Origin of the sequence: Stieleria varia, assembly GCF_038443385.1 — a bacterium.
Lineage (GTDB): Bacteria > Planctomycetota > Planctomycetia > Pirellulales > Pirellulaceae > Stieleria > Stieleria varia.
In genome coordinates this window covers 5190438-5214025 of the sequence record NZ_CP151726.1, presented here as the reverse complement: position 1 = coordinate 5214025, position 23588 = coordinate 5190438, and the positions used below count along the sequence as shown (strand labels likewise).

At 55.2% G+C, this 23588-nt stretch carries 16 protein-coding genes; 9 read left to right on the top strand and 7 right to left on the bottom strand.

Features of this window, described 5'->3' with window-relative positions; all coding sequences use genetic code 11:
• Positions 1-184 precede the first annotated feature (184 nt).
• The 3 genes from Pla52nx_RS17570 (at position 185) to Pla52nx_RS17560 (ending at position 4832) form a co-directional block, all read left to right on the top strand.
• Positions 185-1381, top strand: coding sequence for a hypothetical protein (locus tag Pla52nx_RS17570; RefSeq protein WP_146522048.1), 1197 nt, complete (start codon positions 185-187; stop codon positions 1379-1381).
• A gap of 126 nt (positions 1382-1507) precedes the next feature.
• Positions 1508-2758: a PQQ-binding-like beta-propeller repeat protein gene (locus tag Pla52nx_RS17565; protein WP_146522049.1), complete on the top strand. Its 1251-nt coding sequence runs from the start codon at positions 1508-1510 to the stop codon at positions 2756-2758.
• A 253-nt stretch (positions 2759-3011) separates the two neighbouring features.
• Positions 3012-4832, top strand: a complete 1821-nt coding sequence (locus Pla52nx_RS17560; RefSeq protein ID WP_146522050.1) for a sigma 54-interacting transcriptional regulator — start codon at positions 3012-3014, stop codon at positions 4830-4832.
• Between the two features lie 109 nt (positions 4833-4941).
• Here the strand turns inward: Pla52nx_RS17560 and Pla52nx_RS17555 are convergent, their stop codons facing one another.
• Both Pla52nx_RS17555 and Pla52nx_RS17550 read right to left on the bottom strand, forming a co-directional pair.
• Entirely contained in the window at positions 4942-5658 is a 717-nt protein-coding gene (locus Pla52nx_RS17555) for a hypothetical protein (RefSeq protein WP_146522051.1), read from the bottom strand.
• Positions 5648-6025, bottom strand: a complete 378-nt coding sequence (locus tag Pla52nx_RS17550; protein WP_146522052.1) for a hypothetical protein — start codon at positions 6023-6025, stop codon at positions 5648-5650. Before Pla52nx_RS17550 ends, Pla52nx_RS17555 begins: the two co-directional genes overlap by 11 nt.
• Before the next feature lie 47 nt (positions 6026-6072).
• Here Pla52nx_RS17550 and Pla52nx_RS17545 point away from each other — a divergent pair, with 47 nt between their 5' ends.
• The 4 genes from Pla52nx_RS17545 (at position 6073) to Pla52nx_RS17530 (ending at position 11281) form a co-directional block, all read left to right on the top strand.
• Positions 6073-6336, top strand: coding sequence for a hypothetical protein (locus Pla52nx_RS17545; protein ID WP_146522053.1), 264 nt, complete (start codon positions 6073-6075; stop codon positions 6334-6336).
• Between the two features lie 317 nt (positions 6337-6653).
• Positions 6654-8249, top strand: coding sequence for a YHYH protein (locus Pla52nx_RS17540; protein WP_197454890.1), 1596 nt, complete (start codon positions 6654-6656; stop codon positions 8247-8249).
• A gap of 396 nt (positions 8250-8645) precedes the next feature.
• Positions 8646-9158: an RNA polymerase sigma factor gene (locus Pla52nx_RS17535; protein ID WP_197454891.1), complete on the top strand. Its 513-nt coding sequence runs from the start codon at positions 8646-8648 to the stop codon at positions 9156-9158.
• On the top strand, positions 9155-11281 hold the full coding sequence (locus Pla52nx_RS17530) for a hypothetical protein (protein WP_146522055.1): 2127 nt from the start codon (positions 9155-9157) through the stop codon (positions 11279-11281). Before Pla52nx_RS17535 ends, Pla52nx_RS17530 begins: the two co-directional genes overlap by 4 nt.
• Positions 11282-11431: 150 nt before the next feature.
• Here the strand turns inward: Pla52nx_RS17530 and Pla52nx_RS17525 are convergent, their stop codons facing one another.
• The 5 genes from Pla52nx_RS17525 to Pla52nx_RS17505 form a co-directional block, all read right to left on the bottom strand.
• Positions 11432-13309 (bottom strand): heavy metal translocating P-type ATPase, encoded by a 1878-nt coding sequence (locus Pla52nx_RS17525; RefSeq protein WP_231742289.1) that lies wholly within the window; start codon positions 13307-13309, stop codon positions 11432-11434.
• A 334-nt stretch (positions 13310-13643) separates the two neighbouring features.
• Complete coding sequence (locus tag Pla52nx_RS17520) at positions 13644-15845, bottom strand: ATP-binding cassette domain-containing protein (RefSeq protein ID WP_146522056.1); 2202 nt, start codon at positions 15843-15845, stop codon at positions 13644-13646.
• A complete protein-coding gene (locus Pla52nx_RS17515; RefSeq protein WP_146522057.1) occupies positions 15842-16981 on the bottom strand; it encodes an HlyD family secretion protein in 1140 nt (379 codons plus the stop codon). The genes Pla52nx_RS17520 and Pla52nx_RS17515 overlap by 4 nt, the downstream gene beginning before the upstream one ends.
• Positions 16982-17007: 26 nt before the next feature.
• Positions 17008-18363: an NAD(P)/FAD-dependent oxidoreductase gene (locus Pla52nx_RS17510; RefSeq protein ID WP_146522058.1), complete on the bottom strand. Its 1356-nt coding sequence runs from the start codon at positions 18361-18363 to the stop codon at positions 17008-17010.
• A gap of 143 nt (positions 18364-18506) precedes the next feature.
• Entirely contained in the window at positions 18507-19883 is a 1377-nt protein-coding gene (locus Pla52nx_RS17505) for an OprO/OprP family phosphate-selective porin (RefSeq protein WP_231742291.1), read from the bottom strand.
• 291 nt (positions 19884-20174) lie between these two features.
• Between Pla52nx_RS17505 and Pla52nx_RS17500 the strand changes: the two genes are divergently transcribed.
• Both Pla52nx_RS17500 and Pla52nx_RS17495 read left to right on the top strand, forming a co-directional pair.
• The gene (locus tag Pla52nx_RS17500) at positions 20175-20552 is read left to right on the top strand and encodes a BlaI/MecI/CopY family transcriptional regulator (RefSeq protein WP_146522060.1); all 378 of its coding nucleotides are present in this window, start codon (positions 20175-20177) and stop codon (positions 20550-20552) included.
• 510 nt (positions 20553-21062) lie between these two features.
• Positions 21063-23567 (top strand): glycosyltransferase, encoded by a 2505-nt coding sequence (locus Pla52nx_RS17495; protein ID WP_146522061.1) that lies wholly within the window; start codon positions 21063-21065, stop codon positions 23565-23567.
• The last annotated feature ends 21 nt before the right edge of the window (positions 23568-23588 follow it).

Sequence of the window (23588 nt, the reverse complement as noted above, 5' to 3'; positions counted from 1 at the left end):
AAAAGGCTGGGCTGCCCGACGATTCTATCGCATCGCGAGACACGCGGGTGAACCTGGTGAGTGAAACTGGCAGGCAATCTGTCCCGTCTGCTCGCGGGGAGGTTTTCAGTTCGGTAAACTTTGGACGAAGTGTGCTCGCTGTGTGGCCGCACACACAAAATCCTCCCATCGGCGTCCGTTGGTCATGAAACGCAAACCGCTTTTTCCCGTTATCGCTTGCCTATTGTTGCTTCCCCTTGGCATCCACACACCCAGAGCAGTCCTTGCTGACCAGAAATCTCAGACGGACGTCGCGGCACAAGATCAAGCCGTTGTTGCTGCGTTGGAACAGATCACCCAAGTCGATGACTCCGCTGCAGCTCACACCCGAGCCGTTGCGTCCGCGTCCGTCGTTGCTTCGCTGCCCGCTGAGCGGATCGGCCTTGTTTTAGACTCATTCGCCGGTGCAACCAAACGCGGCAAGAACTGGCTGCGGAGCATTGCGAGTGACGTTGCTGACAACGGTGACTTTCCCACTGAGATGGTGCAACAGTACTTTGACGATCGCGGCAACGATCCCGACGGACGCTATCTGGCGTTCCAGCTCTTGATCGCAAACGGTGCCGATCAACAACAACTGTTGGCCGATGCAGCATCTGATCCTTCGCTGCCCGTACGTTACCTGAAGATCAAGACGCTGTTGGAGAACGCACGTATTGCAGTCAAGACAGACGACCGTGAATCGGCGATCGCAACTTATCAGTCGATCGTCAACGATGCGAGAAGACCCGATCAGCTCAAGACCGCGGCCGATGCATTGGCCAAATTGGATATCGAAGTCGATGTTGCCGCAGCGCTCGGCTTGGTTCGAAATTGGCAGATCATTGGTCCCTTTGATAACACGGACAGCAAGCATTTCGACACCGCGTATCCCCCTGAACAACGTTACTTGACCGACGGCAGCCCGATCGCGATGTCCGATGCAGCGGCTCAGAAAGAAAAGGGAAAGGACGGACCGGTCGAGTGGAAATCCGTCACTAGCGAATCAGAAATGGGCATGGTGGATCTGAATCCATCACTTGCCAATGCCAAGGACGCCGTGAGTTACGCTTTCGTCAATTTCAAAGTGGATCCACAACGTGCCGGACCTGCCGAGGCACGACTGGGATGCATCACTGCTAACAAGGTCTGGGTCAACGGGCGTCTGGTTCTTGCTAACAACGTTTACCACTCCGGCACACGCATCGACCAATATGTCGGACTCTGTGAACTGCAACCCGGCGACAACGCGATCTTGATCAAAGTGCTTCAAAATGCACAGACGGAACCATGGGCGCAAGACTGGCAGTTCCAATTCCGGTTTACCGATCCGTCCGGAGCCGCAATTCCCGAGGCCGAGTAAACACAATGCCGTTTAATTTTCGTTTAACCCGCGCCCGAAGGGTAGGTCGTGTCCATTGAGCGCCGCCTTGTTCACAGACTGTGCCCAGACCGAAACATCATTTTTCCTCAAACGCCGATCTCGATCATGAACCATCAACCTCCTGCAATTCGCTTCATTCCGCTGACGTGTTTTCTGCTGTTGCCATTGATTTCGTCCACGAACGTCTCGTCCCAGGACTGGCTTTCGTTCCGTGGAGGCGGCAAGAGTTGCGCACCTGATGCCAAAACACCCGCTACGTTTGATGTCGAGTCGGGTGAAAACGTGGCCTGGAATATCCGTACCACCGGACGAGGAATCGGCGGGCCGCTGGTGATCGGTGATCAAGTCATCGTGACGGGTTGCGGTGGTGAAGACGAGCGTGACCTGTATGTCGAGTCCTTTTCGGTGGAAACCGGCGTGAAGAATTGGTCGCGCCCGATGCGAGCGACGGGACGCCCCTTCACTCACCCCACCAGCAGCAACGCGTCGCCCACACCGGCCAGCGATGGGCAGCGAGTCTTCGCACTCTTCAGCAGTTGTGACCTAGTTTGCTATGACCTGGAGGGTCGGCTGCAATGGTACCGAGCCCTGGCGCTCGATCATCCCAAAACGGGCAACGACGTCAGCATGAGTAGCTCTCCCGTCGTCAGTGGTGGTGTCGTGATGGTGCAATTGGAGAATCAAGGAGACTCGTTTGCCGCCGGGGTGGACGCGTCGACCGGCGAGGTTCTGTGGACGATCGACCGATCAGCACGCTCCAATTGGTCGTCCCCACAACCGATCACTTTGAAAGATCAACGTACCGGATTTATTCTGAATGATGGATCCAGCGTGGACATCATCGATGGACTGACCGGCGAGACCGTTCAGCATTTTGATTTCGGCGGCGATGGCACTGCGTCGATCGCCTACTCGGATCCCTTCGTCATCATTCCCGGTGGCAACACAACCGCATTGCGTTTGGATGACAACTTGAGTGACGGTGAAATCGCATCGATCGCGTGGGAAAGCTCAAAACTGCGACCGCAGCGATGCACGCCGGTCGTTTCACAAGATCGCGTTTACATGGGTAGAGGCAGCGTGCTGGTCGCCGGCTCCCTGAGCGATGGAAGCGTGCTTTGGCAAGCTCGACTTGGAAAACTCAGCAATGTTTGGGCCACGCCAGTGATGACGGCAACCGGTATCTACATCCTGGACGCGGACGGAAAATGTGTTGTCGTGGCCGACCGTGGGGACGAAGGCGAAGTGATCGGTGAATCGGACATCGGTGAAAAGATTCTTGCCAGCCCCGCTGTGAGCGGTGATAGCTTGTTTCTGCGAACCGAAAATGGCTTGATCCGCGTCGCAGCTGGCTGAACAAGAGTCCGAAGCCTCGTTTTTGCCTTTTTTTCCGAATGAATCGTTCGTTGACGAGCCAAATGAGGTTCACCCAGGGACACTGCGCCTTAAAATGAGACAGCTAAGGTAGCGATGCATCAACGGCAGAAGCGGTGGCTGTTCGAGACTCATTTCGAGACTCATCTCGAGACTTGGTACCGAGGCGTGGAGTTTCCCATTCGGCTCGCATGATGATCCTGCGGGCAGACTTTCGTCGACAGATGAATGATTCATGGTTGCATACTTGGCCGTCACGTCTGGTCTTGAAAAGGGCCGACACTTCGCTCTGGATCCCGATCGACCGATGCATATCGGTCGAGGATCTAGTTGCGAAATCATGCTTTCTGATCCCGTCAGCTCCCGATTCCACGCGGTCGTGTTTCGTGAGGACGATTGCTGGCAGATACGCGATACCGGCAGTCGCAATGGCACCCTGGTAAACAATCAAAAGATCGAACACGCGAGACTGTTGGACCAAGTCACGATCACCATCGGTGGAACCGAGTTGATGTTGATCGAGCCTTCGTCTGACAGCGTCGACGGCGATGAGACTTATCAGACAGTCGTTCAAGATGTTTTTGTCAAAGGCCAATCGGTCGAACGGGAGCTGGATCCGCTGACCAGCCTGAACGACTCCGGCTATCTCCGCGAGTTGTATCTGCTGAGCCTGGAGCTGCTGCGCAACGAAGATCCCGATGGGACCATTGATGTGGTGTTGGCACAACTCCGCAAAATGACCTCTGCTGATGCTGTCGGCGTCTCGTTTGATGCCGGCGAAGGACGCTACAAACCGCAGCGAGTGAACCCAAAGTCCTCCGCCAACACGATCAGACTCAGTCGCGAAATGATCCGGCGGGTGGTCAAAGACGGGGAAGCGATCTGGGTCAATAAACATCAAGACCAAGACGACACACCGTCGTTGGGAAAATGGTCCGACGCGATCTATGTTCCTTTGGATGCGGGTAAGTCACGTTTAGGTGTTCTGCATCTGTACCGCAATGAACCTTCATTCGACAAACTCTGTTTTGAGTTGGCGATCGTCGTCGCTAGGTTGCTGGCCGTTGCCCTGGTACGTGCGATGAAACAGGACGTCCTGCGAAACGACCACCAACGCATTTCACAGCGAAACGCGGACACAAAGGATTTGATCGGTCTGAGTGCGCCGATGATGCGATTGAAGGAAAAGATTGTTCGCGTCGCTCGCGCATCAGGCAGCGTGCTGATCCGGGGCGAAAGCGGATGTGGAAAAGAACTCGTCGCCCGCGCCGTTCACGAAAACAGCTTGCGGTCGATGCGACCGATGTTGACCGTCAACTGCGCTGCGATCCCGTCCGAATTGATCGAAAGCCAGCTCTTTGGTCACAAGAAAGGATCCTTTACGGGGGCCGACGCCGATCACGACGGCTGGTTTCAGCAAGCTCACACCGGAACGCTGTTCTTGGATGAAATCGGTGAGTTGACGCTGGACGGACAAGCCAAGCTATTGCGTATCTTGGAAGGCCATCCGTTCTTGCCGGTCGGCGGTACCGATCAAGTATCGGTGGACGTCCGCGTGATTGCTGCGACCAATCGAGACCTAGCAGAGTTTGTTCGTGAGCGGAGGTTTCGAGAAGACCTGTTCTTTCGACTCAGCGTTTTTGAGTTGCTCGTGCCGCCGCTGAGACAACGAGAGGACGACTTGAACTTGCTGATCGATCACTTTCTGGAGCACTTCCGTGTCCAACACGGCCGTAGCGGACTGCAGTTGTCCGACGCTGCCCGTGTGCGATTGCAAGAATACCCTTGGCCGGGAAATGTCCGACAACTGAGAAATGTCATCGACAGCGCCGTGGTCATGGCGGACGATCCCGCCATCGAAGCACACGATCTGGGACTGCGTGACACTGGGTTGAGCAGCATGGACACCTTGAGAATCGATGAGTGGGAACGCCGACTGATCCGCAAAGCGCTCGCACGCACTGAAGGCAGCGTCCCCGAAGCGGCGAAGTTGCTGGGGATTAGTAGGGCGACCGCCTACCGGAAACTCACCGAGTACGACATCCCCAGAGACTAAAGACCAAACCCTCGTACTGGAATTCGCCGGCATTCCTCCCAGCTCGTCCCACCATTCGCCAAGATTCCCCCGCGAAAGAGTTCCCGCGAAATCCAGGACGGCGGATTCGCTACTTCACTCCCCGAAATTCAGGCAAGATCAATCGTTGGTCTGCGTATTGTGTGACAAAATCTCGGATTGATTTCGCTTGACCTGCGACCGCATCATCAGCTGCTCGCTGCACCTCTCGTTCCGCATGACTGACAAAAAGTTTCGGGACCGACGTGTTGACCGTTAACTCTACTGACAACTGAACTTCCGTTTTTTCGCCACTCGGTTTGGCCGTCAAGGTGGTCTCGTAGTTCAGCAACCTGCCCGCTTCGCGTAACGATGAAGTTCGAACGTACATCAGACCCGGCTCAATTTCAGCAACTTGACGTAACTGCAATTCGTCCGCGTGCAGCGTAGGATCGTTCAGGCTCACGGTGAGATGCTTGATCGCATTGACGTCCGATTTTGACCTGCCGCGAATCGCATTGAGGATCGGCCGATCGTCCTTGCTCAAGTCCACCTGCACGTCTTGCAGACGATCGCTGATCAACCTCATTCCGGACTGGCCAAGGATTGCCGCTGTTGCGTTCTTTCTGACCATGATCTGCCGGAACTTGTCAAAGTCGCAGTCGATGATGATCGTGTCGTCCTTTTTTCCCGATGCGAGATGATCTATTGGCTTTAGCAGCACCCAGGCGACGACGGCGCCCAAAATGACCAACACGGCCACGATCGCGAGGATCGTCAGCCGTGTTGTACTTTTGGGAGGAATGTCTGCGACAGTATTATTTGTCATCGAGTTCTTCTACCGCATCAGCTTTCTCTTCCCCAAGGTCTTCGACCGCGTCGGCCTTGTTTTCGCCTTGGGTTTCGAGCGCATCAGCTTTGGATTCGCCCCTCGACTCGATCGCGTCTGCCTTGTTTTCTACCGCGTCTTGGACGGACTCGGAAGCGTTGTCCGCACGATCTCGAAGGTTTTCTGCCGCATTCTGTGACGCCTCACGAGTGGCCTCTGCTGCATTCTGTGATGTGTCACGAATGTCTTCCGCCTGTTCCTGTGTCGTGTCACGAATGGAGTCCGCTTGTTCATCCAGCATCGACTCATCGCACCCGATCATCGCAAACGTCAACAAAGCCATTGTAACTGTGGCCAAGATCTTCATCTCTCTCTCCTCATTATGTGGTAACGGCTCGTGTAAGTTCATCGAGCATGAGCGTTCCCAAGTGCAACAAGTGTGCCAATGTCTTGGCCTCGCCTGAGCCAGTCGTTAAAAGCAGCGATTTGCTCGCGGAAACAGATCCAAAAGCCAACCGGGACCTGTTGGAAATCAATACAGAGCGTGTTTCCGATCGATTCACCGCCGTCGGCATCCCGAGGTTGATCGAAAACCGGTCAACGGGGTATCGATTCTGCCGTGAGAGCCGATCGGCTTTGCCAGCTTCGGACGTCATCATGATCAATCCTCAATCGTGAAGTGGGAATCAAGCAACTCCACCGTCAATCCCGCCACACTCGATTGAGGAACTTTACTTAGCGTGAAGAACTCATGTGGATGATGGAAACGTGATGCGTTTCATGTTCTGGAATGCTGTTTCAGCAACGTTGCAGAAACGCCATGATCAATGGTTGGCGTCGTGTAGGTCACCAGAAATCCGGCGGATGGGAATTCTGGCGAATCCCACTACTGGTGCGGCGGATGGGAATTCTGACGAATCCCATTACTGGTGCGGTGGATGGGTCAGTCTTTTTTGCAGCTTTTGCTGTCTGCTAATTCATGAGGTGTCGATTCGATGATTTCAGATCGCCCATTGTCGTTCACAGTCGTTGCTTGGGTGCTGCTCGCGGGAATCGTGACTGCGCATGACGATGTGCATGACGGCGCCCATATCAATAACTTCGCGCCGGACCATGCCGCAGGCAGCCATGAGTTTCCCGAGTCCGCGTTCAGTTCCTTTCAGCATCTAGTCCGCGTCCGCAGGGATGATCAATACCTGTGGATCGAATCGAACGGGCTGCCCCGCCATGGCATGATGACCGGGATCCGGTCTTGGCAACAACAAGTTCCACTGCCTCAGCCATACACCGGGCAAAATGCGTGGCGAATCCCGTTGAAACCGAAGTTAGCTGAGCGGCCGATCTCTGCCCGCACGAACTTGTTTCGTGGTGCGATCGCAATCGCTGTCAACGGCGTGCCGATCTTCAACGCTTTGAACAATCGCGGAGAAGACGCCTTTCTGGCTGGTGAACTGGACAACTGGGGAGGGCATTGCGGTCGCGGTGACGACTATCACTATCACATCGCGCCAGTGCACTTAGAAGCAGTCGCCGGCAAAGGCAACCCGATCGCATTTGCCTTGGATGGCTTCCCGCTCTACGGGTACCTCGATCACGAAAGCTCTGACGCGGGCGAGCTGGATGAGTTCAATGGACAGTTCGACGAGCAGGGGAAATATCACTACCACGCCACGAAAACCTATCCCTATATCAACGGCGGTTTGCGTGGTGTTGTGAACGTCCGCGACGGACAAATTGATCCTCAGCCGAGAGACTCGCCAGCTCGTCCGCCAGGAAATCCTTTACGCGGCGCCGCCATCACGGACTTTCATCGTGACGGCAATCAGTTTCGGTTGACCTACGAACTGGCCAATCAAAAGGGCACGATTGAATACACCACTCACGATGGTGGACGCGTTGATTTTCAGTTTCAACCTCCGGGAGAATCGTTACGAAGCGAGTCGTATCAGCGACGTGGCGGTATAGCGTTCTTGCAGATTTCCGCTGTTGCGTCCGACGAACCGGAGCGAGTTCAGGACGATTCGACCAAGCCGAAAGCGTCTCTGATCGTTTCCAGTCCTGCGTTTGACAATGGCGGAGTTCTGCCGCCGGATTTCACTTGTGATGGCGCAGGCGACTCGCCGCCGTTGAGTTGGACTCAAGGGCCTCCTGGCACGGTATGCTACGCCGTGTCGCTCTGGCACATTCCTGGACCTGGTGACATCAAATCGTATTGGTTGATCTACGACATTCCCGCCACTGTGACTGAGCTGTCTCGCAACGCGGTCGACGTGGGAGTGATGGGGCTCAATGACAAAGGTCAAGCGAAATACGATCCGATGTGCTCACGCGGGCCCGGAGAAAAGACGTACAACGCAACGGTCTACGCGTTGTCTGAGAAACCAGAATGGAACACGACTCAGGTAACGCGAGCAGAGCTTTTGAGCCGTATCGCTGGGATCACGATAGCGGAGGGCACCCTCAGTTTTCGCTACTCAAGGAGTTCAATCAGCGATTGGCGATGGCTTGCACTGGGTCTGGCAACTGTTGTTGTCGTCACCTGGCTAGGTTTTCGCTGGCATCGTCGCTCAAGAATCACGACCGGCAGCTAGCGGGCTGTTCGTCTAGTGAGCCGCGACCTGAGAGCGGCCGGGTCTTGCACGCATGGAGCATCCATTTCAGTGCGTAAAACCCGTGGCCTGACGGCCAGCGGCGCGGGGCCTGTGGCAACACCCAGCGATTGGTAACACGACCATGCTAAGCCAGACACTCTCTATCGCGTGGCGGCTGATTGTCGCAAACTTATTGGTGAACAATCCTCGCAGGCCGTTTGACACAGAGAAACTGACGCCCCTCACGATGGGTTCCAGTCCAGCAACCGCCTCCCCCGCCAGGATCAATCTTCAGTGGGGATTCAGAATTCGTATTTTTTGGGACTTTTTTAGGTCATGGGGAACCGCTTGGCTCGACCACATGGCAGTCACCCAATTTCTCAGAGGAGAGCCAATGTGTCCGATCCTGCCGCCCCGGACTGGGGAAAAGTCATTGAAAAGCACGCGGAACGAGTGTTCCGCATTGCGTACCGCATTCTCGGGTCAGTTCATGACGCCGAAGATGTCAGCCAGGAGGTCTTCGTCGAGGCCATGGCCGTCTACCAATCCGGCCCTGTGCGCACCTGGACAGGCCTGATGGTTCGCCTAGCCACTGTTCGATCGATTGATCGGCTCAGACGCGAGCGGGGAAAGCCGGTCAGCTGTCAGGTTGCCGAAGCCGTTTCGTCGAAACGGGGACCGGACGAAGAACTCATCGCGACCGAACTCGCGAATTGGCTTCGGGACGAGATCCGGAATTTGCCCGATCAACAGGCTGCGATATTCAGCCTCGCATACTTCGAGCAGCTTTCGAGAAACGAAATTGCAACAGCGTTGGACCTTTCTCCAGAAGCTGTCTCTACAACGCTCTACAAGGCTCGCAAGAAACTTTCCAGCCAATTGGCTGTTGTCTTAGGAGACAAATCATGAATGAAAGTATGAACAACCATGACCATCCAGACTTGGATGCACCACTGGAAACAGCCGTGTGGGCTGTGTTAAGTGATCCCGTCCCTGCTGATGCCATCGATCGGGTGAAGCAACGAGCTCGCGATGGGGTTTATCCTGCCGTTCCACCGGCAAACCATCGCGTGAGTTCACGGCGATATCAAGTGGTTTTGCGGTTTGCGGTCGCAGCATCCGTGCTGGCGGCAATCGTTGGCGGTTTCGCATGGCTCGGAGTTCCGTTTGGTAGCAGCAGCGTGTATGCACAGGCAGTCAAACGTCTGGAGTCGCTTTCATCCATGGTGTTCCAAGTACAATTCTCATCGACAGGTGAACTGAATGAACTAAGGGATACTGGCGGCGAGCAAAAAGTAATCTATCTCGCGCCATCACAGCATCGTATTGAAGACGAGCGTCTAGGCACGGTCCAAATCATTGACCGTGAAGAAAATCGCTCTGTTCTATTGATGGCCGAGTCGAAACAGGCAATCGTCTCCGACGGTATTGCAACTTCCGTGATAGATGCAACTTCGCCGGTGAGACTGGTTAAAGCGTTGCTCCACCACTTTCGATCCGATCGTATCGGAGACAAAGAGATCAAGTCACTTGGGCAGCAGGTGCGAGATGACAGGACATTGGAAGGCTATGAATCCACTCTAGGCGGTGAGATCGTCAGAGCATGGTTCGATGTTGATACACTCGCTCCGGTGATCGTAGCGGTGCGATTTGAGATACCAGAACACATGACGGATGGTGAAGCCTTGCCGATGTGGCGAATCATGTCTGACATCAACCTGAACATTGATGTAGCAGAGGAGCAGTTCTCGACAACGGTGCCTGCAGGTTTTGAATCCCTGATTGCAAGTGATGCGGCGACTGATTTTTCGCGTCCAACGCTTGACGACGTCATCGAAATGTTGCGTCTTTGCGCAAACGCAAACCAGTCAAAGTTTCCACTTTGGTTGTCGATCGATGATTCACTCGGAACGCCGTTGGCGATCCAAAAAGAGTTCTCCAACTCACTCGAAAGACAGGTAAATGAGGGTACTGAATCTGAAAAGGCCCAAGCTTTGGAATCCGCCATGCAGTTTGGCACCGCCCTGGGGCGGGCAATCGCGTTCCAGTTCTCCCTCAAGCCAGAGAATGACTGGCACTATTTTGGTGGCGCTGTGTTGAATGAACCGAATCGCCCATTGCTCTGGTATTCCCCCGACGCGAACGATCAATACAAGATCGTTTACGCAGATCTGACTACCCAAAATGTTGGCCGAGATCAACTGCCCAAGAAACCAGATGCGGTTTTGCGACCAGATATCGTTCGGAATACCGTTGTAGTCTCAACACCGCGTTTCGAGTTGCCCGCCGAGACCATCCGAAGCTTCGCAAAGCTTCAGGAGATTCGCAATCGTGGTGAACAATCCAGAGTTAAATTCCTGAGTCTGGGAATGATGCCTGAGTTCATCGAATTTCAGCTTTCATCTGAACCGAGCGACGAAGTCGTCGTTAGGGAAGTGGATCCGAGTTGGAAACCGAACCGAGATGGATCCTCGTCGCGATTTGAATTCTTGAAAGAGTTCACGAACCTGCAGGGACTGGACATGACGCATCTCTATCTGACACATAGTGATTTGGACACGATCGGTAGCCTGACCAATCTCAAGCGGCTGTCTCTCAGTGGAGTTCAAGTGTTTGATTCAGCATCGCGCCGTCTGATCGGCGACGACCTCGCCAAACTGTCGTCTCTCAAGTCGCTTGAATTGCTCGACTTGAGTCAATCCAACTTCGCCGGCGGCTTGAGAAACCTAGCAACACTACCGAGCCTGCATACGCTGTACTTGAGTTCATTCGAACACCTCAATGATGCGTCGGTCAGCGAACTGTGCGAGTTACCCTTTCTAGAGACGCTCGTTCTAGCGCCGGTCTACGCAACGAATCCGAAGACCACGGTGACGTACACCGGAATGGCAACTTTGGCGAATCTCCCTCGATTGAAGACGTTGTACGTCGGACATCACGGCAAGTGGACACTCCCTGTCGAGAAACTTCGAGAACTGCTGCCCGGTGTCGACGTTCGTTCTCCAACAGAAGGCATTTCACCGGATCGGTAGATCTGGGTGTAAGTCTGGGCTATTCAAAATCTGGGGTTGCGGTACTGCGGCGTTCCGCAAGTTTCTATCACCTCTCCCGGCGCAACTGGGGGAGGTTGCAGTTTCAGTTGACAAGAATAGCGTCGAAACATCGAGCTTGCATGGTCTCGATCAGTAGTCGAAAAGCTTCTTGGGTGGGATGGCGACTCGCAACGCGTTGACCACTGCGATCACATCGATGAACTCTTGACAGATCGCGCCGGCAACCGGTGGCAGGTAACCAGCAGCCGCGAAAAACATGCCCACGAGGCTCAACGCCATTCCGCCAAATGCACTTTGCAAGGCGATCCGGCGCATGCGTTGACTGATGTGTAGAAACTCGTCGATCTTTTGGAGAGAGCTGTCCATCACCACCACGTCTGCCGCTTCCGTGGTCACGTCACTGTTCTGACCGAAGGCAACGCCCACGGTCGCAGCCATCAGTGCCGGCGCGTCGTTGATCCCATCACCGACAAAAATCGTGTTTGCCTTGGCGGTTTCTTCGTTGACGATGTTGAGTTTCTGTTCAGGGCTTTGACTGGAGTAGACTTCCTTGATTCCCACTTGTTCGGCCAAGTACTCGACTTCGGACTCTCGATCACCCGACACCAACATCGTGCGATCAATGCGGTGCCGTGGGCCAAGGTGCTTGATAAAGGATGCGCCGTCGGGACGCGGTGTGTCTCGAAACCGGTAGGTCCCGGCGTAGCGATCGTCCACCAAGATCACGCATTCCAAGCCGCCGGCTTGTGCAGGCAACGCATCAGAAGATTCCGGTTGGTGGGCGAGCAGTTTCTTGCGGCTGGTCACCTCGATGCGGTGGCCCGCCACGATGCCGGTGAGCCCCTTGCCGGGCAGTTCGCTGACTTCCGACACGTTTTGCTGCACTGTTTTTGCACGATTGGCTGCTGCGACGATCGCTCCTGCCAATGGGTGCTTGGAAAACCGTTCCAAGCTGCCGACGTAGGACAACAGTTCGTGCTGTCGACTGTCATCGACCAGCAACTGCTCAACAAGATTGGGTTCGCCGTAAGTCAACGTTCCTGTCTTGTCAAAGATCAGCGTACGGCATGTGTCGGCTGTCTCTAGCGATGACGGATCACGGATGATGATAGCGCGTCGTGCCGCGAGTGAAATGGAGCCGATGATGGCGACGGGAATCGCAATCAACAGTGGACACGGTGTTGCAACCACCATCACAGCGAGGAAACGCACCGGATCATTGCTCGCGATCCACGCGACGACGCCGATTGCCAGGGCCAGTGGCGTGTACCATGCACCCAGCGTGTCCGCCATCCGACGCATTTGCGGCTTCTTTTGTTCAGACGTCCGCATCACCTCCATGATCTTGGCGTACCGTGAATCGACCGCCAACTTGTCGGCTCGGACGATCAATGCCGAATCGCCATTGATGGCCCCCGAAAGCACGGTCGCGCCGGGAGCCTTGGACATCAAGTACGGTTCGCCGGTCAAGTAAGACTCGTCCATCACACCGTGCCCCTCCACCACCGTTCCGTCGATCGGACAGGTCTCGTGTGGAAAGACGGCCAAGTGGTCACCGATTTGGATCTTACTCAGCGGGATGTCTTCGACCACCGAGTCGACTTTTCGATGCGCCACCGAGGGCATCCGTTTGCTCAGCGCTCTCAAGACAGAGGAAGCGCTGCTGACCGCAAACGCCTCCAACGCTTCGCCACCAGAAAGCATCAGAACGACCAACGCCCCCGCGAGATACTCACCAAGCATCGCCGAGACGACGATAGAAATGCCGGCCAGCAAATCCGACCCAAACTCTCGTCGCCAAAGCTTTTTCAGCAATTCCCAAACCAGCGGAATGCCACCCAACGCCAGAGTCAGCCACAAGGGCACGTTGTAGGTGGTTTCCGAAGTAGACACCGCAAAACGCAGAATGAGGTGCAGTGAGATCATCGCAATCGTAAAGAAAGCGATCAGCATCTCGCGTGAACGCCATGTGGTTGGCGAATCCGCTAGCGAAACTTCATCAGACATCAGTGGGGGCTTTTGCATGTCGAAACGAGCAGTTGTCACAGGTGCCATGGGACGTGCGGAAAACAAAAGTAGGATGGGCACTCTTGCCCGTCCGTGATCTCTCGGGCGAGAGTGCCCAAGCTACATCGGTTATTTTCCATATGTCCCCGAGCACATTGAACCAATTCGATCAGGTGGATCATAGCAGGCTCGACTCTTGCTGATCAGTGCCTCGATCCGTCTTCCTGTAGGACGCCTCATCAATAGGTGGGGGTGTGGATTTGCCAGAAGTCCTCCGCAAAAGGAATTCTGGCGAATCCCACGACAAGGCGAGCAAGTAAACGGATCGCCGCTCCTACCGCAGCCGTTTTTGGAATCGAAATACACTGAGCGTGATGACAACGAATCCGCAGATGGTCAGCCCGATGATCCAAGGCGCTAAATCGACCAGATCAGCCCCACGCAGAACCACACCGCGGAGGATCTCAATGTAATACGTGGCGGGAATGCCAAAGGTGACCAAGTAAATCGGCAGCGGCATCTCACTGCGTGGGAATACAAATCCGGAAAGCAGCACCGAAGGCAACATGATCACGAAAGCAAACTGAACGGCAGCAAGTTGTGTTTTCGCGATCGTGGATACAAATAACCCCAGACCAAGCGAGCACAGCATGAACAGCATTGAGAGCACTAGCAGCAACGCAACGCTGCCGCTAATGCTGACGCCGAACACATGAATCATCACCGTCAGGACGGTCAGCAGGGTGACGAAGCCGACGAGCGCGTAGGGCAACAGTTTGCCGAGCAGCAGTCCGCTACGACCGACCGGTGTCACAAACAGTTGCTCCAGAGTGCCCAACTCCCGCTCGCGAACGACGGCAAACGATGTCAAAAACAGCGTGACCAGCTGCAAGATGATCCCCACCAAACCGGGGACAAAAAAATGAGAGCTGTCTAGGTCAGGGTTGTACAACATTCGCGTACGAACTTCGATTGGCAACGTGCCTTTACCTGTTGAGTCTCGCGCCGGAGCCAGTTGCAACGCTTCTCCTTTCGCGGTTGCGATCTGGATGGAAAGATTCAGACCGAGCAATTGCGCCGTGCTTTGAGCAGTCGTCGCCACTTGCGAATCGCTGCCGTCGATCAGAACTTGCAGCACCGCTTGCTCTCCTCGCAAGATCTGATCGGCGTAATCAGGGGGAACCCGAATCCCGACCTTAGCTCGGCCGGACGACATCGCTCGCAGAAAGGATTCTTCATCCGAAACACGGTCGATGATCTGAAATCGACGAGTGTTCTCAAACGAAGAAATCAAGTCTTGTGAGGTTTGGCGGCCATCCATGTTGAACACAACCGTTGGAATGTGTTCAATCTGTGTGTCAATCGCGTATCCAAAGATGATCGTCTGGATGACAGGGACGACAAGCATAAAGAACAATGTGGTCGGTTGACGTCGAATGTGCACGAGTTCTTTGATCAACACGGCCCACAAGCCAGACCACGTACTCAGACGGCGCCGTCCCGCATGTTTCGCACGACCGTTTTCTGTGTGGGACTCGTCACGGGGTTGAGGCAAGGCTGGCATCAAAGGCGTATCTGAGATCTCAACGCCGTCTTTTTTTCGTTTCTCCGCGTTACTGGTGAGCGTGACGAAGACGTCTTCCAGACTCGGCGGGATTTCATGAATGTCTTCCACGCCGTCCACGCACAATTCGGCGAAAACCTCTTCGGGCGATCTCGTTTCATTCAATAACAAATGGATCGATTCGCCGAACAAGGTCGCATCGTGTACATCGGATAGCTCCCGAAGTGCAGTGAGGTACCTGGCTGGCTCAGGCAGTCGGACTTCGAAACGACGCGTCCCATCCGGATTGACTTCTCGAAGCTGTTTCAATTGGTGTGGCTTTCCCAATACGAGCAGACGCGACTGAAAGAGGTAGCCGACTTCACTGCATCGCTCGGCTTCATCCATGTAGTGTGTGGTCACAAAAAGGGTCACTCCACGACCGGACAGCTCAAAAAGCAAATCCCACAGATGGCGTCGCGCGACGGGATCGATCCCCGCAGTGGGCTCATCCAAGAACAACACATCCGGCTCATGAATCAAGGCACACGCGAGGGCCAAACGCTGTTTCCATCCCCCCGAAAGCGTCTCGGCAAGCTGTTCCAGACGATCTCCCAGTCCAGTGAGTTGCAAGACATCCTGTCGACGTTGATTCAATTGCTGACGATCCAGACCGTAGATTCGCCCGTAGAAATCGATGTTTTCCTGAACCGAGAGATCACCGTAGAGGCTGAACTGTTGGGACATGTAGCCGACCCGCGGTTTGATCCGCTCCGCGTCAGATGTCACGTTCATTCCCAACACGCTAGCGTCGCCGTCGGTGGGCGATAGGATGCCAAGCAGCATGCGGATGATGGTCGATTTACCGCTGCCATTTGGCCCCAGCAGCCCAAAGATCGATCCGCGATGAACTTGAAAACTGACATTGTCAGCAGCGACGATTGGCCCAAACGACCGAGAAAGCGAGCGAACGTCGATGATCGGTTCGCTCATTTTTCATCACCAAGTTGGTCGAGCCAGAGGTCGACCATCATGCCTGGTCGCAGTCGTTGCTCGTCGTCGTCGTTGAGGGCGACCTTGATGCGGCAGACTTGTTTGGACCGTTCTTCGGGTGTCTGAACATTGCTGGGCGTGAATTCCGCGTGACGCGCAATGAATGTGATCGTGCCGACAAAAACTTCATCCGGATAGCCATCGATACTGATGGGCACGGACTGACCGATTTGTAGCCTCGGTTGGTTTTGCGGAACGTAGGCACGAATCCAAAACTGCGTGCGATCGAGTAACGACACGACAGGGGCATTGGGTGGAACCATGTCGCCGGGCTGCAAGTCCAATGCTTCAATCGTTCCATTGGCGGGACTTTTGATGACGAGTTCCGCCGTCTGTTTGCCGATTGCATCGAGTGCGGCCTTGGCGGCGTCACGCGATGCTTTCGCCTGCTGGATTTCTTCGCGACGATATCCGTTCTGCATCAAGGCGACGGCCTGGGATGCTTCCTCCACCCGAGCCGCGGCTTCTCGCAGTTCTTCTTCACGCGTACCAGCCTCCAGCAATTCCAGTTCTTGTTGGCGAACGGAGAACGCTGCTTTAGCAGCCTCCAAGCTTTCACGTGCTTTATCGAGTTCCTGCAATGAAGTTGCGTTGGATTTTGCCAGCTTGGACATGCGTTGAAATCCTTCCTCCGCCAGCTTCCGCTCTGCTTGGGCTACGTCGACGCGTCCCTGGGCAGCTTTGACCTCTTGCTCGCGTGGGCCGGCCTTTAACAGGTCCAAGCGAGCCTGCAATTGTGCCAGCTTTGCCTGTGCCTGCGCGATCTCTTCCGCACGAAACCCCACCTGAAAGCGCTCGTATTCGGCTTGGCGGACCGCGAGTTCCAACTCCAACTGCTTTTCTCTCTCCAGAAGATCGTAAGGTTCCAGTTCAATCAGAACCGTGCCCGATGAGACTTCCTCTCCCTCCTGAACATGGACGCGAGCGACTCGACCGCCAACACGCGAGCCAAGCCGTATTTCGTCTGCTTGCACCAAACCAGAGGCGCGCTGGGGCGGGGGATTCCATTTGCTGTATGCGATCAGCCCCAGTAAAGCGGTCACGATCAACGCAGTGGGAATGAGTGGTTTTGCCATGATCGATCACGCTGAGTCTTGCCTGATTACGAGGCGGATGGTGAATCGTCAATTTTACCCGAGTCTGTGGCCGTCGTGCTTGATGGCACTTCGGGAACCAGTACGGGCTGTTCGCCCAAGATGATTCGGTTGCTGCGGTTGAATGTCAGATAATTCCAAGCCCATTGAATCAGAATCAACACGCGGTTTTGGAACTGCACAATCAACATCAAGTGCACGAAGAGCCATAGCAGCCACGCGAACAGTCCTACAAATTGACGACCACCGATTTGCGCCACCGCAGCCGCGCGACCGATCGTTGCCATGGTTCCTTTGTCTCGGTAGACGAACGGTTCCGAGATCGAAGAGTTCTGCTGGAGAGAGGCGATGGCCTTTGCAACGTATCCGCCTTGTTGGACGGCAACGGATGCGAGGCCGGGTAACGGTTTGCCGTTTGAATTCAAACAGATCGCCATGTCACCGACGACGAAAACATCGGGGTGTCGATCGATTTGCAGTGTTTCGCCAACCGGGACACGACCGCCGCGATCGGTTTGCACTCCACATGCAACGGCGAGTTTTTTTCCCAATGGGTTCGCCCGGACGCCCGCTCCCCACAGCACGGTCCGAGTGGCAACGACGACCGACTCCTCATTGGTCTGTAGATACACGTGCTCGTCGTCGACATTGGTGACTTTTGTGTTCGTATGAACTTCGATGCCCAGTGAACGCACCTTGTCTGCAGCACGACGGCACAGATCGTCGGGATAGTGCGCCAGAATATGCTGTTCCGCTTCCACCAACATGATACGAGCTTCGGTGGGGTCGATGCGGCGAAAGTCATTCTTGAGCGTGTGGCGTGCGATTTCAGACAACGCGCCGGCAAGCTCGACGCCGGTCGGGCCGCCGCCCACTACCACGAAAGTCAAGAACGCTTTACGCAACTCGGCATCGGTCTCTCGCTCAGCGGCCTCGAACGCCGTGTAGATGCGTCGTCGAATATCTGCAGCGTCCCCGATCGTTTTCAGTCCCGGTGCGTAGCGAGCCCATTCGTCGTGACCGAAGTAGCTGTGGGTCGATCCCGCAGCGACGACGAGCGTGTCATAGCGAAGTTCACCGTCGGAGAGAATCAGACGTTTGCCCTCCACGTCAAAATCCGTGACATGGGCCATCAAGACTTCGCAATTGCGATTCTTTCGCAAAATCGATCGCAACGGAGTCGCAATGTTTGCCGGAGAAAGTCCACCGGTTGCGACTTGATACAGCAACGGCTGAAACAGGTGGTAGTTGTGGCGATCCACCAAAGTCACCGACACGTCGACCTTACGCAAACGCTTGGCGACCTCCAGGCCGCCGAATCCGCCGCCGACGATCACAACGTGGTGTCTTGATTTCTTGCACATCGATATCCTGCCTGCTCCCTCCGCCCCTCTGGCAACCACTGTGTGTGATCGCACATCGCCGGGCGTTTCTTCATTCTTGCGAGATAGCAAGCATTCGCCAAGGGTGCGGCGTTTACCGGGCAAATCACCAGCGTCAGTTGGTTCTAAAAGTCCACTTGTGCCCGCAGCGCGAACACGTCGGCATTGCTCTCGATGTTACCTGGACTGTCCAGCATGGCGTGGATGTAATTCCACTGAAACTTGGTGTGCGGATTCAAGTACCAGTTCAAACCGAGCGTCAGGTTGTTCAATCGGCCGCCTTGGATGTTTTTGTCGCTGAGGTCCAAGTATGAGTATCGGGTTGCAATTTCCCAAGCTCCGATTCCGCCATCTTTTCCGACATTGCAATTGGGGTCCACGCGAGAAAAGACCGCGCCGGATCGGTTGTACTGACGCTGCTCACCCGTCAAGAAATAACCTGCGTACATATAGGCCCCTGGAAAAAACACTGTCGGGCCATTTGTCTGATCAACCGCCGCATAAAGGGCTTCGGACTGAGCATAAAACGAGCCCTTGGCCATTGCGATCTCAGCACCAAACAGATTTGAGTTTTTGGCCATGATCAGCCCCGTGTCGACAAAGGCAGGCACGGTGGGCGGGACACCCGCCGGGACTCCGCCGCCGGTCTCGGAGACAAAGATCTCAGGTTGATTTCGATACTGGAACATGTCGTTTGCCGGATCAATGAAGCTATACGCCCCTCCGACATGCAGTATGCCGTCTCCGTTGCCGCGGTCCATCAACAGCGCTGTCACGCGACTGCTCATTCCGTAACCGCCGTTGTCCCCAACGTTGCCGCCAAAAGTGTCCGTGGGAAAGCGATAGCCGGAAAATGCCCACGTCATCAATTCGTCGTCACTGTTGCCGTGCAGCATCGCACCGATTTGGCGAAACGGCAAAAATGCGAAAGGCAGTGATCGTTCGATAAACGTCAGTTCTTTGACGCTTGTCAAACCCTCCATTCCCATCGGTTGCCGAAACTGACCAATTCTCAGATCATTGTTTCCGACAATATCATCCAGGCTGAGCCAGACGTCCATGAAACTGGGGCGTCCCGGAAACGCAAAGTCCATCTCCAGTTGGTAGCCGACGTTGTCCCATGCTTTTCCAACGGCAGCCAATCGGGCACGTCGAAAGTCGGCACCATCCTGAACGTCGCCCACCGTAGCGATGTTGTTTGCATCCTGGCCAAACCATGCCGCGTCGGCTTGAAAAAATCCGGTCAAACGAACATTGGGAAAGCTTGGCTTTGTTTCCTGCGGTTCGCAGATCACTATGGTGTGCTCAGGTTCCGTCGATTCAAAAACAGCCGCGTCCTCAGAACTAATGGCCTGAGCCGAATGGCGCAACGCGTCGATTTGACTCTGCAAGTCGGCGAGCTCTGACGCCACATCAACATCGGGATGGGGTGACTGGGCGATCGATCTTGTCGACAAGCCGCCCGCAACCGATAGCACGACCATACCAAGAAGGATCTTCACAAGGTTGCTAGCATCGGCGGTCTTCTTACTGCATCCCATCGTCATCATTACCCGAGCGCGAGGTTAAATCGCTTCAACACAAATAGGCGTCGACAGCGGTATAAACGGATTATTCGGCTCTGCAGTAGCTGAGCAGCAGGAGAGGCTATTGCTAGCGTCCCAGTCGTTGTAACCGGGATGCATCCGGATCTATCTTGTGTTTGCAGCAGGTGCATTCTTAGAATCGAGGAATTGAACCAAGCTCCTGGGTGGCCAACGGCCGCGATGGAAGGATCGTCCAGAATGCCGCACATGAAAAAGAACCCTGCTGAGCTGACCAGATGCGAAGCCGAAGTGATGGATGTCGTCTGGGGCCAAGGACAGGTGACTGTTGGCGACGTCGTGGATGCCATCGATCGCGACTTGGCCTATACCACCGTGCTAACGACGCTCCGCATCCTGGAGGACAAAGGAATCGTATGCCGGGGTGAGAAAATCGGACGCGCGAACACCTACGTTGCCTCTGTGTCGCGGGAATGCGTTCGTGACGGCATGCTGAAATCATTTGTCGACACGATGTTTGGCGGGTCCACGCGATCGTTGGTTTTGAGCTTGCTGCATTCGTCTCATGTTTCAGCAGAGGACATCAAAGCCGTTCGGTCGGCCGCAGAAAGCCTGGAGGTTTCATGAGGGCCGGGTGAATTGGAGTCGATCGCCCGACCCGAAAAAACCAGGATTATCCCTACTGGCGGCGAAGCTGGCGGCCCCAGTGAGCCTCAGACGCTAGCGGGCTGTTGATTGAGTGAGCCGCGACGCGTAAGCGGGCGGGCCTACCGCATTGCCCGGTGCCTTACGGCCCACGGCCCACGGCTCACCCTTGCGTTCCCAATTTCGATTAAATCAACGGCCCGCTAGCCGTGGGCCTGAGGCGGATTGTGGTGCCGGCCCACGGCTAGCGCCTGAGGCGGATTGTGGTGCCGGCCCACGGCTAGCGCCTGAGGCTCACTCTGATTGCGACAGGTGGATTAAAAACAAAGACAATAATAGTAGCAGCGTCAACACGAATCTTTGAGCGGTCCAGCTCTGTCCCCGGATGCACGATGAACTACTAAAAGTTTGGGAGTTGATGTTGCAACGCGATCACAGGCAAAGCTATCGTTCTCTCAACCAGTACATCAATCGTTTTTCAGGGATGCAAGGATGCAACAGCCCGAACAAACCACCTGTCGCGAGGCGTCGTCTCAGCAATGCGTTGCAGGCGATTCCGAGGCTGCAATCTCCCTGATTCTGCCTGCCTGGAACGAACGCGAGTGTATTGTCAGCGCGATCACAGAAGCCGATGAGGCGCTCCGCGAGATCTGCGCCGATTACGAAATCATCGTTGTCGATGACGGCAGCACGGACGGCATGCATGAACTGGTGACAGAGTGCTCCGGCGACAATCCACGCGTCCGCTTGGTGCGTCACGAAGTCAATCAGGGATACGGTGCCGCCATTCGTACAGGTTTTTCATCGGCAACAAAGGATCTGGTCGTCTTTACCGATGCGGATTGTCAGTTCGATTTGACCGAGCTGGATCGTTTTGTGCTGCTCTCCAAGCGGTACGACGTTGTCTGTGGCTATCGAATCGATCGCAAAGACACTGCGCTTCGCTGTCTCTATTCCAAAGTTTACAACCAGCTCGTTCGCATCCTGCTGCGTACCGAAGTACGTGACGTGGACTGCGCCTTGAAGATGTTTCATCGTGAGGTTGCCAAGGACCTTGAGATCACTGGCGATGGGTTCTTGGTGAACTCGGAACTGCTGGTCCAAGCCAAGCAGCAAGGCCGTAGCGTGGTCGAAGTCGGTGTTTCGCACCGCCCACGCACCCAGGGGACTAGCACGGTTTCGATCAGGCACATTCCCAAGGTCCTGATGAGCCTGGTTCGCTATTGGTGGAACGCGGTTCAGTTCCCCGCGGTGGCGACCGAAGCGGTGTCCGTCGAGATTTCACAGCATGCCAGTGAGCTCCAGGCGAATCAATCGAGGCTCGCGTCCAACAGCGGATACTTGCAAATCGGCTTGCTGCTCGTCGCGGCGATCTTCATTTTTTCCAACCTCGGCTACCCATTGATCGATCGAGATGAGACTCGTTTCGCGGAGGTTTCTCGCGAGATGATCGCGACGGGGAACTGGGTGCTGCCGCAATTGAACTTTGAAGCCTACTACGACAAGCCGCCGTTGGTTTACTGGCTGTGTGCGTTGAGTTTTAGCATCTTCGGCACGAGCGAATACTCGGCACGACTGGTCCCGGCGATGGCTGCGCTTGCCACGGTCGCAGCAACGATGTTTTTTGGGTCGCGAGTTCTCGGTCGACGAGTGGGTCTGATCGCCGGCGTTGTGCTCATGCTTTCGGTCGGCTTTGTGTTCAACAGTCGCTATTTGCTGCTCGATGGTGTCCTGACCTTGCTCATGATGCTGTCGTTATGCTCTGCGTACGAAGCGATTCGCGGCACGAAGTTAAAGATGAGTTGGTGGGTGCTATCGAGTGTCTTCTGCGGGCTCGCCATTTTGACCAAGGGTCCCGTTGCAATCGTGCTCTGGTTGCCACCCGTCTTTGCATTCACATGGCTGACTCAGTCGGTCACCAAACCACGTTGGGCTGACTACAGCATCTTTGCTGCGGTGGTGACGGCGGTCATATCGCCTTGGTTGGTAGCGGTTTCCCTGCAATCGCCAGACTTCGTCTACGAACTCTTCGTGCGTCACAACATCGAACGCTTCACCGGCCAGTTTCACGCTGAGCCCATTTGGTACTTCATTCCGGTGTTGTTGATTGCCGGTCATCCGTGGTCCTTTTTGACGGTTCCGTACAGTCGGTTTCTGTTTGGACATTCAGAGGACGTTCGCCGGTTGCGGCCTTCGTACGTTGGATTTCTGATGCTGTGGAGCGTCTGGTGCTTTGCTTTCTTTTCAGTATCGAGAGGAAAGCTGCCAGCCTACCTGCTGCCCGCGGCTCCCGCGCTGGCGCTGATGATCGGCCACTACCTGGATTTGGTACTGCGGTCCAGGTCCACGGAAGGCCAATTCTGGCTCGCCCGTTTCTGGTCGGCTCGTTCGGCAACGGCAACCACCTGTCTGGCTGCCGTCGGCTTTGTGTTCTTTGTGATGCTGTATGTGGGTGAATCGTCCGTTTCGATCTACGCCTGGGCGATGGTGTGGACGGCCCTGCTGGTGATCTCGGTGTTGTTGATGGGGGATCGCTTTCAAGCCAAGCTGGCGTGGGGCTCCACGGCCGGTGTCGCGTTTTTGTTCTCCGTGATGGTGATGCACCAAATGGTTCCGGCGTACAGCAGGTCCCAGACATTGCTGGGCGAAACATCGCCGTTTGCTGAAACATTTGCCTCGCAAGAAAACGCTCCGATCGTAACTGTCGACCATGATTTTTCTGAAGTTCCGTTCTATTTAAATCGCAGCAACATCGTCAACTTTCCTTACTTCGGCGACTCCAGATTGCCGGAGTTTGTTTCGCAAAATGATCGATGCCTGCTGATCATCGACAACGATGTCAATGTGCTGGCATTGCGGAGAGTCCTGCCCCGCAGCGCTCGCTTGACACCACTTGGTGAACGTGGAATGGCATCGGTCTACGAAGTACGAAATCCAGAGTCAGTGAAACGCATTGCACGGACGCCTGAGTCCGTCGGTGGCGAAGTTCAGAGATGACCGTCACCGTCACGGGACACC

Coding starts and splice junctions, on each gene's coding strand:
- Pla52nx_RS17570 (WP_146522048.1), top strand. CDS start 185: ATGAAACGCAAACCGCTTTTTCCCGTTATCGCTTGCCTATTGTTGCTT.
- Pla52nx_RS17565 (WP_146522049.1), top strand. CDS start 1,508: ATGAACCATCAACCTCCTGCAATTCGCTTCATTCCGCTGACGTGTTTT.
- Pla52nx_RS17560 (WP_146522050.1), top strand. CDS start 3,012: ATGGTTGCATACTTGGCCGTCACGTCTGGTCTTGAAAAGGGCCGACAC.
- Pla52nx_RS17555 (WP_146522051.1), bottom strand. CDS start 5,658: ATGACAAATAATACTGTCGCAGACATTCCTCCCAAAAGTACAACACGG.
- Pla52nx_RS17550 (WP_146522052.1), bottom strand. CDS start 6,025: ATGAAGATCTTGGCCACAGTTACAATGGCTTTGTTGACGTTTGCGATG.
- Pla52nx_RS17545 (WP_146522053.1), top strand. CDS start 6,073: ATGAGCGTTCCCAAGTGCAACAAGTGTGCCAATGTCTTGGCCTCGCCT.
- Pla52nx_RS17540 (WP_197454890.1), top strand. CDS start 6,654: ATGATTTCAGATCGCCCATTGTCGTTCACAGTCGTTGCTTGGGTGCTG.
- Pla52nx_RS17530 (WP_146522055.1), top strand. CDS start 9,155: ATGAATGAAAGTATGAACAACCATGACCATCCAGACTTGGATGCACCA.
- Pla52nx_RS17525 (WP_231742289.1), bottom strand. CDS start 13,309: ATGTCTGATGAAGTTTCGCTAGCGGATTCGCCAACCACATGGCGTTCA.
- Pla52nx_RS17520 (WP_146522056.1), bottom strand. CDS start 15,845: ATGAGCGAACCGATCATCGACGTTCGCTCGCTTTCTCGGTCGTTTGGG.
- Pla52nx_RS17515 (WP_146522057.1), bottom strand. CDS start 16,981: ATGGCAAAACCACTCATTCCCACTGCGTTGATCGTGACCGCTTTACTG.
- Pla52nx_RS17510 (WP_146522058.1), bottom strand. CDS start 18,363: ATGTGCAAGAAATCAAGACACCACGTTGTGATCGTCGGCGGCGGATTC.
- Pla52nx_RS17500 (WP_146522060.1), top strand. CDS start 20,175: ATGAAAAAGAACCCTGCTGAGCTGACCAGATGCGAAGCCGAAGTGATG.
- Pla52nx_RS17495 (WP_146522061.1), top strand. CDS start 21,063: ATGCAACAGCCCGAACAAACCACCTGTCGCGAGGCGTCGTCTCAGCAA.